Source organism: Polaromonas sp. UC242_47, assembly GCF_044452385.1.
Taxonomy (GTDB): domain Bacteria; phylum Pseudomonadota; class Gammaproteobacteria; order Burkholderiales; family Burkholderiaceae_C; genus Polaromonas.
In genome coordinates, this window is sequence record NZ_JBIOAO010000001.1 from 3,345,690 (window position 1) to 3,358,703 (window position 13,014).

The 13,014-nt window shown below is 61.6% G+C and carries 14 protein-coding genes and 2 pseudogenes; 9 read left to right on the plus strand and 7 right to left on the minus strand.

What is annotated here, in order from left to right; translation table 11 throughout:
* The first annotated feature begins 21 nt into the window (after positions 1-21).
* Positions 22-795 (plus strand): MBL fold metallo-hydrolase, encoded by a 774-nt coding sequence (locus tag ACHMXK_RS16165; protein WP_397441558.1) that lies wholly within the window; start codon positions 22-24, stop codon positions 793-795.
* 63 nt (positions 796-858) lie between these two features.
* Entirely contained in the window at positions 859-1,350 is a 492-nt protein-coding gene (locus ACHMXK_RS16170; RefSeq protein ID WP_397441559.1) for a hypothetical protein, read from the plus strand.
* Here the strand turns inward: ACHMXK_RS16170 and ACHMXK_RS16175 are convergent.
* Together ACHMXK_RS16175 and ACHMXK_RS16180 are read right to left on the minus strand one after the other, a co-directional pair.
* Positions 1,347-1,850: a hypothetical protein gene (locus tag ACHMXK_RS16175; RefSeq protein WP_397441560.1), complete on the minus strand. Its 504-nt coding sequence runs from the start codon at positions 1,848-1,850 to the stop codon at positions 1,347-1,349. The two genes, ACHMXK_RS16170 and ACHMXK_RS16175, sit on opposite strands and share 4 nt — an antisense overlap.
* Before the next feature lie 49 nt (positions 1,851-1,899).
* Positions 1,900-3,075, minus strand: a complete 1,176-nt coding sequence (locus ACHMXK_RS16180; protein WP_397441561.1) for a JmjC domain-containing protein — start codon at positions 3,073-3,075, stop codon at positions 1,900-1,902.
* 14 nt (positions 3,076-3,089) lie between these two features.
* Between ACHMXK_RS16180 and ACHMXK_RS16185 the strand changes: the two genes are divergently transcribed.
* The gene (locus ACHMXK_RS16185) at positions 3,090-3,614 is read left to right on the plus strand and encodes a peptidylprolyl isomerase (protein ID WP_397441562.1); all 525 of its coding nucleotides are present in this window, start codon (positions 3,090-3,092) and stop codon (positions 3,612-3,614) included.
* A 73-nt stretch (positions 3,615-3,687) separates the two neighbouring features.
* Here ACHMXK_RS16185 and ACHMXK_RS16190 read toward each other — a convergent pair whose 3' ends face one another.
* The 4 genes from ACHMXK_RS16190 to coaBC all read right to left on the minus strand — a co-directional run bounded on the left by ACHMXK_RS16190 (position 3,688) and on the right by coaBC (position 6,539).
* Positions 3,688-4,221 (minus strand): glycine zipper 2TM domain-containing protein, encoded by a 534-nt coding sequence (locus ACHMXK_RS16190; protein ID WP_397441563.1) that lies wholly within the window; start codon positions 4,219-4,221, stop codon positions 3,688-3,690.
* 203 nt (positions 4,222-4,424) lie between these two features.
* Positions 4,425-4,871, minus strand: coding sequence for a dUTP diphosphatase (gene dut, locus ACHMXK_RS16195; protein ID WP_397441564.1), 447 nt, complete (start codon positions 4,869-4,871; stop codon positions 4,425-4,427).
* A 1-nt stretch (position 4,872) separates the two neighbouring features.
* Positions 4,873-5,265 (minus strand): hypothetical protein, encoded by a 393-nt coding sequence (locus ACHMXK_RS16200; protein ID WP_397441565.1) that lies wholly within the window; start codon positions 5,263-5,265, stop codon positions 4,873-4,875.
* 5 nt (positions 5,266-5,270) lie between these two features.
* Positions 5,271-6,539, minus strand: a complete 1,269-nt coding sequence (gene coaBC / locus ACHMXK_RS16205) for a bifunctional phosphopantothenoylcysteine decarboxylase/phosphopantothenate--cysteine ligase CoaBC (protein ID WP_397441566.1) — start codon at positions 6,537-6,539, stop codon at positions 5,271-5,273.
* A 117-nt stretch (positions 6,540-6,656) separates the two neighbouring features.
* On the opposite strand from coaBC, the pseudogene ACHMXK_RS16210 reads away from it, so the two are divergent.
* The 6 genes and pseudogenes from ACHMXK_RS16210 (at position 6,657) to ACHMXK_RS16235 (ending at position 11,905) form a co-directional block, all read left to right on the plus strand.
* Positions 6,657-8,340, plus strand: a pseudogene (locus tag ACHMXK_RS16210) (CTP synthase).
* A gap of 81 nt (positions 8,341-8,421) precedes the next feature.
* A complete protein-coding gene (kdsA, locus tag ACHMXK_RS16215; RefSeq protein WP_397441567.1) occupies positions 8,422-9,279 on the plus strand; it encodes a 3-deoxy-8-phosphooctulonate synthase in 858 nt (285 codons plus the stop codon).
* A gap of 4 nt (positions 9,280-9,283) precedes the next feature.
* Positions 9,284-9,574 carry a DUF1330 domain-containing protein gene (locus ACHMXK_RS16220; protein ID WP_397441568.1) on the plus strand — a complete coding sequence of 97 codons (291 nt, stop codon included), beginning with the start codon at positions 9,284-9,286 and terminating at the stop codon, positions 9,572-9,574.
* Between the two features lie 42 nt (positions 9,575-9,616).
* Entirely contained in the window at positions 9,617-10,903 is a 1,287-nt protein-coding gene (eno, locus tag ACHMXK_RS16225) for a phosphopyruvate hydratase (RefSeq protein WP_397441569.1), read from the plus strand.
* An 18-nt stretch (positions 10,904-10,921) separates the two neighbouring features.
* Positions 10,922-11,198, plus strand: a pseudogene (locus ACHMXK_RS16230) (septum formation initiator family protein).
* A 53-nt stretch (positions 11,199-11,251) separates the two neighbouring features.
* Complete coding sequence (locus ACHMXK_RS16235) at positions 11,252-11,905, plus strand: AAA family ATPase (RefSeq protein WP_397441570.1); 654 nt, start codon at positions 11,252-11,254, stop codon at positions 11,903-11,905.
* A gap of 37 nt (positions 11,906-11,942) precedes the next feature.
* Here ACHMXK_RS16235 and ACHMXK_RS16240 read toward each other — a convergent pair whose 3' ends face one another.
* The gene (locus ACHMXK_RS16240) at positions 11,943-12,911 is read right to left on the minus strand and encodes an Hsp33 family molecular chaperone HslO (protein ID WP_397441571.1); all 969 of its coding nucleotides are present in this window, start codon (positions 12,909-12,911) and stop codon (positions 11,943-11,945) included.
* Between the last annotated feature and the right edge of the window lie 103 nt (positions 12,912-13,014).

Here is a 13,014-nt window from a genome sequence, read left to right on the forward strand (position 1 = left end):
CTTGCCGGAGCCCTTGCCAAGGTGTTGCGATTCAAGAGCCTGGGCAGCGGCAGCACCGGCAACGCCACGCTGATCGAAGCCGGGGGCCCTCCCGCGTTCCGGCTGCTGGTCGACTGCGGCCTGGGACTGAGGCAGCTCTCGCTGCGGCTGGCCCAAGCGGGTCTGACCGAAGGCGACATCGACGCCATCTTCATCACCCACGAACACAGCGACCACATCGGGTGCGCACGCCAGCTGGCGCGGCGCCACGGCATTCCGGTCTGGATGAGCCACGGCACCTATACCGCACTGGACAGCCCTGATTTTGAAGGCTGGCTACGCACCGCCCAGGATGGCGTGGCCATCGATCTGGGCGGCCTGCAGCTCACCCCCTTCACCGTCCCGCACGATGCGCGCGAGCCCCTGCAGCTGACCTGCACCGACGGCGCGGCCAAGCTGGGCATCATGACCGACCTGGGCCATGCCACGGCGCATGTGCTGGCACATCTGCAGCAATGCGATGCGCTGCTGCTGGAGTCCAACCACGACAGCGATCTGCTGGCCGCATCCAGCTACCCGTCTTTTCTAAAGCGGCGTGTGAGCGGCCAGCTTGGCCATTTGTCCAACGATGCTGCGGCACAGATCGCCCAAGCCGTTCATCACACCGGACTGAAACACCTGGTGGCGGCCCATCTGAGCCAGCAAAACAACCGACCAGACCTGGTACAGCACCTGCTGTCCCAGGCCCTGGGCTGCAGCCGCGCCGACATTGTGGTGGCCGACGCAAGCAGCGGAACACCCTGGCTGGCGCTGTAAACCCCTGGGACCCAAGCCCGTTCAAACGCCCATGAAAAAAGCCGCCCGAAGGCGGCTTTTTTCATGACAAGCGGAAGAATTACTTCTTCGCAGCCTCAGCAGCGGCTGGAGCCAGCACGTCAGAAGCAGCGGCAGCAGGCGCAGCAGCGGCTGGTGCAGCAGGTGCGGATGCGTCAGCAGCAGGTGCGGGTGCAGCAGCAGGCGCGGGTGCAGCGGCAGGTGCTTCCACGGGAGCTGGTGCAGGTGCAGGCGCTTCTTCTTTTTTACCGCAGGCAGCCAGAGCAACAGCAGCAACGATGGCGGCCAAAACGAGGGACTTGTTCATTTGAAATGATCCTTGATGAAAATGAGAAAAACAATTTCCGGAAATCGTCAAAAAAAAACCCAAATCAAACGATCCGAGTTTTGGTTGACCGGGTGAAAGGTCTCGAGCTCTTTCTCCCCAGCCCGCGATTATATGCGGGTTTTTACGGCCATAGAAACCCCGAATCCGCAAAATACAACATCAAAGCATCACGCAAACCCCGGGCACCGCCCCTCAGCAACTCGCCCTAAAGACCCAAGGTCGTCGCAGCAAAAGCCGGGCTGCTCCGCAACAGTTTTTCCGCCAGGCGTTCTTTCAGGGCAATTCGCCGCGCGGGCTCCGAACCCGCGACACCGGCGCTGTGAACCAGGTCCAGCCGCTCGAAGGCCCAGGCCGGGCTCCAGAACACACTGGGCAAGTCGGCTGCGGCATGACCGCGACACTCGACAATGTGCGACCAGGTGCGGCGCCAGTTCACAAAACGCGCATGCCGACTGCTCACTTCGTCATAACGCTGGGCCAACATGGTCAGCTTGCGCCCTGTTTTGGCCCAGCCATTCAGGGCCTGCGCCACCACACGTTCGCCCAACGGCCAGTCCTCGAAGTTGGCATCACACAGAATGATTTCGCGCCAACCCTGGGCGGCAGCCGTTACAAAAGCCTGACGCACCAGTTCGGCAAACTCGGATCGGCCTTCAAACCGGCCCTGTAGCAAAGCCTGGGATGGTATGGATGATTGTTTGTTGCCCATTCTCGACCTCCTGCGTGGATTGCCACCTCAAACACATCACCTAGCCCCTTCATCCTGGAGTGGCCGGATGAAACAGCCAACCGGCCTCATGCCAGTCCGCCAGCAATTGCTGGGCCGATACACTGGCTTTGCGCAAATCGGCCAGCGCCAGCCCCCGCTGGTCAGCCAGCCGTCGCATCAGCAAGGCGTCCGCCCCCTTGGCGCGGTAGCTCTCCCCATTGATAAAGACATGCTCGCTGTCATACATCATGCGCGTGCGGGTATCCAGGCAGACACCGCCCGCGTGACGCGCGACCCAGGGCTGGCTGGCCTCTTCAAACCACACCGAGGCCTTGGGTTCGGTCAAGTATTCGCCCAACACACAGGCCAGGGCCGACGGGTCCTTCAAGGCATCGTGCACTGCCTGGTGTGCAAATTCAAGCAGGCTGGACGGCAAGGCGGCGGGCGTTTCGGTTGCCGCCTGGGACGGGTCACGGTACAGCAACTGGTGACCAGGGTTTTCTTCATCGCCATGAAAATCCGCCAGTCGCTGCAGCAGCTCGCCGGCAAGCTCGGCTTGTTTGGGCGCGCGAAAACCGATGGAATAAGTCATGCAGTCTTGCGCCTTGCCATCCTCGCCGGCACAGGACTCGGCCAGGCCGTCATGGGCATAACGCGGCGGCAAGTACAACATGTCGCCAGCTTCCAGCACAAACTCTTGCTCGGACTCGAAGTTCTGCAGAATTTTCAGCGGCACACCTTCCTGCAAGCTCAGGTCTTTTTGCTTGCTGATTTTCCAGCGGCGGCGGCCGCTGGCCTGCAGCAAAAAGACGTCGTAACTGTCAAAGTGCGGGCCCACGCCACCGCCTGCCGTGGCGAACGAAATCATCAAATCGTCCAGCCGGGCATCGGGGACAAAACGAAAGTTCTGCAACAGCGCGTGCGCACGTGTGTCGTGCAGGTCTACCCCTTGCACCAGCAAGGTCCAGGCCGCCGCGGCCAAAGATGGCAGGCTGCGCGGCCCGAAGGGGCCCTGCTTCATGCGCCAGCCTTTGGCCTGGTGTTGCACCAGGCGCGACTCGACCTCCTGCTGCGCGGCCAGCTTGAAAAGTTCGCTGCGACTGAGTACCGGCTTGAAGCCCGGCATGGCTTGGCGCACCAGCAGCGGCTTTTTTTGCCAGTGGCGGCGCATGAATTGCTGCGGCGTGAGGCCGCCGAGGAGGGTAAGGGCTTGATTGACATCCATGGGACAATTGTCGGATGAAAATCACCCCGCAATGCGTCGTCGCCCTGACCTGGACGCTGAAAGATACTTTGGGCGAAATCCTGGACGAACTGGATGAACCGGTTGAGTTTTTGCTCGGCGGCGACGATCTGCTCGCCAAAATTGAAGAAAGCCTGCAAGGCCACGAGGCCGGCGACACCATCGAGCTGCACCTGGAGCCTGAAGAGGCTTTTGGCGACTACGATGAAAACCACGTTTTCCTGGAAGCCCGCAAGCTGTTTCCGGCCGAACTGGAAGAAGGCATGACCTTTGACGGCGCGGCCCTGCCCGCCGGCTGCAGCCCCGACATGACGGCCGCGCTGATTTACACCGTCACCGAAATTTATCCCGAACATGTGGTGCTGGACGGCAACCACCCACTGGCAGGCATTGCCATTCGCCTGAGCCTGAAAGTCGAAGCTGTGCGCGAAGCCAGCGAAGCAGAAATCGGCCAGGGCACCATGGGCACCGGTTTTTTCAAACTCGAAACACAAGCCCCTGGCAACAACACACTGCACTGAGGCGGCCACCCACCATGAAAAAAGCCGGCAGCGCTCAAGCGTTGCCGGCTTTTTTCATACATTTCTCAATCGTTTACATGATGCGGTAGAGCTGGTTGTTTTCAACCTTCACGCGGTCACCGATGCGCAATTCGCCATAAGACGGCACGTCATAAGCGCGGACAGCCCCGTTGTCGAGTTGAACTGACACGCGATAGGTTTCGCGAACATTGGCATTGGCGCTGCGGTTTTTCTCAATCGCATTGCCGGCGACGGCGCCGCCCACCGCACCCACCACCGTGGCCGCATCACGACCGCCGCCGTTACCAATCTGATGACCCACAATCGCACCGGCCACACCACCTAACACCGCCCCCAGCCCACCGCTCTTGCCCGGCTCCTGTGTCCTCAGGACCTCGACATTGCTGACGCGACCATACGCAACATTGTTGTTTGGCTGATTCTGGACCGGATAAGACGAGGCAGGATAAGACGCCGCGGGATAAGTGGCGGCCGGATACGACGCCGCCGGTGGCTGCGAGTACATGGGGGGGCTGCTGCAGGCAGCCAAACCGGCCAACACCAGCGTTGAAGCCGTGATGGAAAGAAAACGTGAAGTCTTGCGCATGAAAATCTCCTGTGAACAAAGTACATGGGGCCTGCACAATCGCCCCGCTTTCAATCAGTGGACAGATTGCCTTCGGCACTCATGGCTTATTACATGCGCACAGACCCCAACCCCAAGGTGGGGACCCAAGCTGTTCAGTCGTGGGAGGCCGGTCTCGGGGGGTGTAGGAAAAACCTGACGACGGCCGCTTCAGAAGCGGCGGCTCAGCCCTTGCCGGTCGAGCCGTAACCTCCCTCGCCGCGCTGGCTGGCGGTGAACTCGTCGACCACATTGAACTCGGCCTGCATCACCGGCACGATCACCAGTTGTGCAATCCGCTCCAGGGGCTCGATGGTGAAAGCCACATCGCTGCGATTCCAGGCGCTGACCATCAGTTGGCCCTGGTAGTCGCTGTCGATCAGCCCGACCAGGTTGCCCAGCACAATGCCGTGTTTGTGGCCCAGACCCGAACGCGGCAGGATCATGGCCGCGTAGCTGGGGTTGTGCAGATAGATGGCAATGCCGGCCGGCACCAGTTGCCAGGCGTTGGGCTGCAGGGTCAGCGGCTCGTTGAGGCAGGCACGCAGGTCCAGCCCGGCGCTGCCGGGTGTTGCATACGCAGGCAGGTTGTCGCGCAGGCGGGCGTCTATGATTTTGACGTCGATTTTCATGTCACTTCCGTTGTTTGAGTTCTTTGGCGGCCTGTTCGGCCAGTTGACGCATGCGTCCCAGCAACAGCCGGGACGACGCTTTTTTGAATTTGAACACCAGCCAGGCGGCCCCTGCTATCAGCAACGGGATGGAGAACAACCCCGCACGCGGCAGCAGCACCGCGGCCAACTGGACCGCCAACCAGGCGATCAACAGCCATTTTCCCACGGCCCGCAAGGAGAACTCGGCAGGCGGCCTGGATGTGAGCACCTTTTCCGTGACAACAACCGCCGCCTCTGGCGCAGGGTTAGCAGCGGCCTGCTGGTTCAGTAAGGCTGCCGCCGACTGGGCACTCAGTTGTTCGACATAACGGGCAAAGTCGCCATTCGGCGGGGTGTCGGGCATCCGGTCCATGGACCTTAACCTGCGGGCTTCAAGCGGCTGGCGATGTCGGCCACCAGTTGCCGCGCCAGCGACAGTTTGGAGGCGCGCGGCAGTTCCCGGCTGCCTTGTGCATCGACCAGCAGCAAGGCATTGTCATCGCGACCAAAGGTGGCCGGACCGATGTTGCCAACCAGCAGCGGCACACCCTTGCGTATGCGTTTGGCCTGCGCGTTGTCTTCGAGGTCATGGCTTTCAGCGGCAAAACCAACACAAAACAATTTGCCACTTTGGGCTTGGGGCGACTGGGCCAAAGTCGCCAGGATGTCGGGGTTCTCGGCAAAACTCAGTTGCGGCGCCTGACCGGAACCGTCTTTCTTGATCTTGCGGTCCGTCGCGCTGGCGGGCCGCCAGTCTGCCACCGCCGCCGTTGCTATAAAAACAGTAGCTGCTGGCGCATATTTCACGGCGGCCTCAAGCATATTTTTTGCAGATCTGACATCGATGCGGGTGACGCCACGCGGCGTGGGCAGGCTGACCGGCCCGGCCACCAGGGTGACGTCCGCGCCCGCCTCACGTGCGGCGCGGGCGATGGCAAAACCCATCTTCCCGCTCGACAAATTGGTGATGCCGCGCACCGGGTCAATCGCTTCGTAGGTCGGCCCGGCCGTGACCAGCACCTGCTGGCCGGCCAGCGACTTGGGACGGAAAAAGGCAATGATGTCTTCCAGCAGTTCAGGCGGCTCCAGCATGCGGCCGTCGCCGGTTTCGCCGCAGGCCTGAAAGCCGGAACCCACACCGAGAATGGTCGCGCCATCGGCGGACAGCTGGGCCATATTGCGCTGCGTCGCCGGATGCGCCCACATCTCGCGGTTCATGGCCGGCGCGATCAGCAAGGGCACTTTGTCCATCGGCCGGGCCAGGCACATCAGGCTCAGCAGGTCGTCTGCGCGGCCATGCAAAAGTTTGGCCATGAAGTCGGCGCTGCAGGGCGCAATCACAATCGCATCGGCTTCGCGGCTCAGGTTGATGTGCGCCATGTTGTTGCCTTCGCGGCTGTCCCACTGGCTGGTGTAAACCGGCCGGCCGCTGAGCGCTTGCAGGGTCACGGCCGTGATGAACTGCTCGGCCGCCTCGGTCATCACCACTTGCACGGTCGCCCCCTCCTTGATCAGGGCGCGGCACAACTCCGCCGCCTTGTAACAGGCGATGCCGCCGGACAAACCCAGCACCACGTGTTTGCCGGCCAGATCGCCGCCGGCGCTTTGGCCGGCTTGGCCCTCTTGATGATTTGCTTGCTTCGTCATGTTCCGCAATGTATCTCAGTTTGCCGTACGGATTTGACCTCAGAGTCAGCTCCGGCAAGTGCCCAACCCGTATAATCCCCGTTTACCACCTATGCGAACTTGCGGTTCGTACCTGACATGACCAAATTTGTCTTCGTCACCGGCGGTGTGGTGTCTTCCCTGGGTAAGGGAATCGCCTCAGCCTCCCTGGCTGCGCTACTCGAATCGCGCGGCCTCAAAGTCACCCTCATCAAGCTTGATCCGTACATCAACGTCGATCCCGGCACGATGTCGCCTTTCCAGCACGGTGAAGTGTTTGTGACCGACGACGGCGCAGAAACTGACCTCGACTTGGGCCACTATGAGCGTTTCATCGAAACGCGCATGAAAAAAACCAATAATTTCACCACCGGCCGGATTTACCAGTCGGTGCTGGAAAAAGAGCGTCGCGGCGACTACCTCGGCAAAACCGTGCAGGTCATTCCGCACGTGACCAATGAAATCCAGGAATACGTCAAGCGTGGCGCCGGCATAGGCACCGATGACGCGGTCGACGTCGCCATCGTGGAAATCGGCGGCACCGTGGGTGACATCGAGTCCCTGCCCTTCCTCGAAGCCGTGCGCCAGCTGAGCCTGCGCATGGGACCCAACAACACGGCCTTTGTGCACCTGACCTACGTGCCCTGGATTGCGGCCGCCGGCGAGCTCAAAACCAAGCCGACCCAGCACACGGTGCAAAAGCTGCGCGAGATCGGTATCCAGCCCGACGCCTTGCTGTGCCGTGCCGATCGCCGCATTCCCGACGAGGAACGCGACAAGATATCGCTGTTCACCAACGTCCATGAATGGGGCGTGATCTCCATGTGGGACGTGGACACCATTTACAAGGTGCCGCGCATGTTGCACGAGCAGGGCCTGGACGGCCTGATCTGCGACAAGCTGCGCCTGAACACACCACCCACCAGCCTCAAGCGCTGGGATGACCTGGTCCATGAGACCGAGCACCCGCAAGGCGAAGTGCGCATTGCCATGGTTGGCAAATACGTGGACCTGTCGGACAGCTACAAGTCGGTCAACGAGGCCTTGCGCCACGCCGGCATGCGCAACCATGTGCGCGTGAAGATCGACCACATCGACTCCGAAACCATCACCCCTGAACACGTGGCCAGCCTGGCCCAGTACGACGGCATTCTGGTGCCAGGCGGCTTTGGATCGCGCGGTGTCGAAGGCAAAATTTGCACCGCCCGCTACGCCCGCGAGCACAAAGTGCCCTACCTGGGCATCTGCCTGGGCATGCAGGTCGCCACCATCGAATACGCTCGCCACGTGGCCGGCCTGAAAGACGCCAACAGCACCGAGTTCAACCCCCGAGACGCCGCACCCCGTGATCGCCCTGATCAACGAGTGGAAAGACGCCGACGGCACGATCCAGGTGCGTGATGCCAACTCAGACCTGGGCGGCACCATGCGCCTGGGCGCGCAAAGCTCGGACGTGGAACCCAACACCCTGGCGCACCAGATCTACGGCGACGTGGTGACAGAACGTCACCGCCACCGCTACGAGGCCAATGTGCATTACCTGGACTCGCTGCGCAAAGCCGGTCTGGTGATTTCCGCGCTGACACAACGCGAACAGCTGACCGAAATCGTGGAGCTGCCCCAGGATGTGCACCCCTGGTACATGGGTGTGCAATTTCACCCTGAATTCAAGTCCACGCCCTGGAATGGCCACCCGCTGTTCAATGCCTTCATCGCGGCGGCCCTGAAGCGGCGTGCGCTGATGGCCACGCCGGAAACCAAGCCCCTGAAAGTCGTGGCCTGACATGACCCTCGCCCGCCGCCTCGCCGCCATGCCTGCTGCAGGCGGCGCGGCCTCCTCCCTGACCAGCCAGAAGAAGGTCTTATGAAACTTTGCGGATTCGATATCGGGCTGAACCAGCCCTTCTTCCTGATTGCCGGACCCTGTGTGATCGAGTCCGAACAATTGCAAATGGACACCGCCGGCACGCTGAAGGAAATCACGTCTGCGCTGGGCATCCCCTTCATCTTCAAGAGCAGCTTTGACAAGGCCAACCGGTCCTCGGGCAGCACATTTCGCGGCCCGGGCCTGGACAAGGGCATGGAGATTCTGGCCAAGGTCAAACGCGAACTGGGCCTGCCTGTACTCACCGACATCCACGACGAATCGCAGATCGCTCAGGTCTGCAGCGTGGTTGACGTGTTGCAGACGCCCGCCTTCCTGTGTCGGCAGACCGACTTTATCCGCGCCGTGGCCCAGTCGGGCAAGCCGGTGAACATCAAGAAGGGCCAGTTCCTCGCGCCCCATGACATGAAAAACGTCATCGACAAGGCCAGAGCCGCCGCGCGCGAAAAAGGTCTGAACGAAGACAACTTCATGGCCTGCGAACGCGGCGCCAGTTTTGGCTACAACAACCTGGTGAGCGACATGCGCAGCCTGGCCATCATGCGCGAAACAGCAGCCCCTGTCGTTTTTGATGCCACCCATTCGGTGCAGTTGCCGGGCGGCCAGGGCACCAGCAGTGGCGGCCAGCGTGAAATGGTGCCGGTGCTGGCTCGTGCGGCCGTGGCCGTCGGTGTGGCCGGCCTGTTCATGGAAACCCACCCCGATCCGGCCAAAGCCATGAGCGACGGCCCCAACGCCGTGCCGCTCAAACACATGAAGGCGCTGCTGGAAACCCTGTTGGCGCTGGACCGCGTGACCAAGAAAAACGGTTACCTTGAAAACAACTTCGAAGCCTGACCCCATGACCAGTGCCTACATCCTTGCCAACGTTGCCGTCACCAACCCCGAACAATACGAAGAGTACAAAAAGTGGTCGTCTGCGGCGATGCAGGCCCACGGCGCGGAAGTCTGCGTGCGCGGCGGCAAAGTTGAAGTTCTGGAAGGCGACTGGACACCAGACCGCCTGGTGCTGCTGAAGTTCGCCAGCGTCGAAGCGGCCAAGGCCTTTGATGCCTCCCCCGAATACGGCAAAGCCCGTGCGGCGCGTCAGGGCGCAGCCATCATGCGCATGGTCATCGTCGAAGGTGTTTAACCCTCTTGTTTGATTTTTGTTTTTTGATTTGAAAGAGCCTAAATGAGCGCAATTGTTGATATCGTCGGCCGCGAAATCCTGGACAGCCGTGGCAACCCCACCGTCGAATGCGACGTCTTGCTGGAGTCCGGCGTCATGGGCCGCGCGGCCGTGCCTTCGGGCGCCTCCACCGGTTCACGCGAAGCCATCGAGCTACGCGACGGCGACCAGGCCCGTTACCTGGGCAAAGGCGTGCTCAAGGCCGTCGAACACATCAATACCGAAATCTCCGAAGCCGTGTTGGGCCTGGACGCCAGCGAACAGGCTTTTCTGGACCGCACGCTGATCGACCTCGACGGCACCGAGAACAAATCACGCCTGGGCGCCAACGCCATGCTGGCCGTCAGCATGGCCGTGGCGCGCGCCGCCGCTGAAGAAGCCGGCCTGCCGCTGTACCGCTACTTCGGCGGCATGGGCGCGATGCAGATGCCCGTGCCCATGATGAACGTGATCAACGGCGGCGCCCACGCCAACAACAGCCTGGACCTGCAAGAACTCATGATCGTGCCCGTGGGCGCGCCCAGCTTTCGCGAAGCCCTGCGCTGGGGTGCCGAGGTCTTCCACGCCCTGAAGAAAATTCTTCACGACAAAGGCATCAGCACCGCCGTGGGCGACGAAGGCGGCTTTGCGCCCAGCGTCGAGAACCACGAAGCCGCGATTCAGCTGATCCTGGAAGCCATCGACAAGGCCGGTTACACCGCCGGCGAGCAGATCGCCCTGGCCCTGGACTGCGCCGCCAGCGAGTTCTACAAGGACGGCCAATACGTGCTGGAAGGCGAAGGCGGCCTGCGCCTCTCGGCCCAGCAATGGACCGACATGCTGGCCACCTGGTGTGACAAGTACCCCATCATCAGCATCGAAGACGGCATGCACGAAGGCGACTGGGATGGCTGGAAAATCCTGACCGAACGCCTGGGCAAAAAGGTACAGCTGGTCGGCGACGACCTGTTTGTCACCAACACCAAGATCCTCAAGGAAGGCATTGACAAAAACATTGCCAATTCCATCCTGATCAAGATCAACCAGATCGGCACCCTGACGGAAACCTTTGCCGCCATTGAAATGGCGAAACGCGCGGGTTACACCGCGGTGATTTCACACCGTTCCGGCGAAACCGAAGATTCGACAATTTCCGACATCGCCGTCGGCACCAACGCCGGCCAGATCAAAACCGGTTCGCTCAGCCGCTCCGACCGCATGGCCAAGTACAACCAGTTGCTGCGTATCGAAGAAGACCTGGGTGACATCGCGACCTACCCCGGCCGCGACGCTTTCTACAACCTTCGTTAAACCGCGGACACTGCGCCTGTGGGAAACCGCATCGTCCCCGCCCTACTGATCGCGCTGCTGGCCATCGTGCACGCGCAGCTCTGGGTGGGCCGGGGCAGCATCCCGAGTGTCAACGAGATGCAGCGCAAGCTGAACGAAAAAACCGTCCACAACGCGCAGGCGCAAGCCGACAACGAACGCCTGGCCGCCGAGGTCAAAGACCTCAAGGAAGGCCTGGACATGGTGGAAGAAAAAAGCGCGCCAGGAGTTGGGCATGGTCAAGCCCAATGAAATTTTCGTCCAGATTTCCAAATAAAACCGCGTCGAAACGTCGCTGCACAAGCGGGCCCGGCGCGTGTAGACCTCCCCATGAAAATTGCCCTGCTAGGCGCCGAAAGCACCGGTAAAACCCGGCTCGCGCGTGATCTGGCCGCGCATCTGAGCGGGCAACATCAGTCGGTGCTGGTGGTGACTGAGGTGCTGCGCGAATGGTGCGAACGCGAAGGCCGCACGCCGCGGCCAGACGAACAAATGCCGATCGCGCAGGAACAGGAGCGCCGTGTCGATGCCGCGGCCGCCCAGGCCAACTGGGTGATCGCCGACACCACGGCCCTGATGGTCGCCATCTACAGCGCCATGTTGTTCGACGACAGCGCCTTGTACAACTTTGCCTTGCAGCGCCAGCGCAGCTACGACCTGACCCTGGTGACCGGGCTGGACCTGCCCTGGGTGGCCGACGGTCTGCAGCGTGTGGGCCCGCAGGTGCGCGAGCCGGTGGATGCGCTGGTGCGCGCCGCCCTCACACGCGCCGGTGTGAGCTACCAGGTGGTCTACGGCCAAGGCGAAGAGCGCCTGGCCAATGCGCTGATCGCTATGAATTCAATAGCTATCAGCGCAGGATACACGGGGGCTACAGGCCTGATTTCCTTAAAAAATCAGCCCTGGACCTGGTCTTGCGACAAATGCAGCGACCCGGACTGCGAACGCCACCTGTTCACGTCGAAAATGGGCAAAACCCGCTAACCTCGCCGCCACCTGACTCGGCACGGACGCACCGGACTTACTGGACCGTGGGGCTCACAGGCGGCTGCTTGCTTTGCTCGACAAAGATATGCGCCGCATCCACCGGGTCGAACGCGTATTGCGCACCGCAGAATTCGCAGGCCACCGCCACCTGGCCGCTCTCTTCAATGATGCTTTCAATCTCTGCCGTGCCCAGGCTGTGCAACATATTGCCCACGCGTTCACGTGAACAGCTGCAGGCAAAACTCGGCGTCAGGACCTCAAAGCGTGTGATCGGCTCTTCCCAGAACAGGCGGCGCAAAATCGTGTCGGCGTCCAGCGTGAGCAACTCTTCGCGTTTCAGCGTGCCGGCCAGCATGGCGATACGCTGGTAATCTTCATTGACACCAATCTGGTCCTCGTTGGCATCGCGGTCAATCTGGCCTTCCAGGTTGCCCTGCCCCTTCACCGGCAGGCGCTGGATCAGCAGACCGGCCGCCACTTCGCCGTCGGCCGCCAGAATCAGCTTGGTATCCAGCTGTTCGCTTTGCAGCATGTAGTGCTCCAGTACCTCGCTGAGTTTTTCAAGCTTTTCGTGCTTGTCGCCAAACAGCGGCACCACGCCCTGGTAGGGCTGCTGGCCCGGAAACTTGTCTTTCGGGTCCAGCGTGATCGCGCAACGCCCCTGGTTGTTGACATTGACCAGGTGGCTCAGGCTGTCACCCGGCTGCACATCGCCGGTCAGTGTGGCGGTGGCGCGCAGGCTCAGGTCGGGCTGCACTTCCGCCACCGCGAGTTTGACCGGGCCATCACCAAAAATCTGCAGCACCAGCGCACCGTTGAACTTGATGTTGCTTTGCATCAGCGCGCCGGCGGCCGTCATTTCGCCCAGCAGCTGCAGGACCTCGGGCGGGTAACCGCCACCGGCCTCGCGGCGCTTGAGGATTTCCTGCCAGGCATCGGTCAGGCGCACCAGCATGCCGCGCACCGGCAGGCCGTCAAAGATAAATTTATGGAGTTCAGACATAGGCCCCCACGCTTTTCGCTTCGCGTAATGCGCTGTCCCCCGAGGGGGCGCTGCGCCTGCGGCCCGGCGAAGCCGGTTCCCGCGGCCCTGGCGGGCTGGTGTG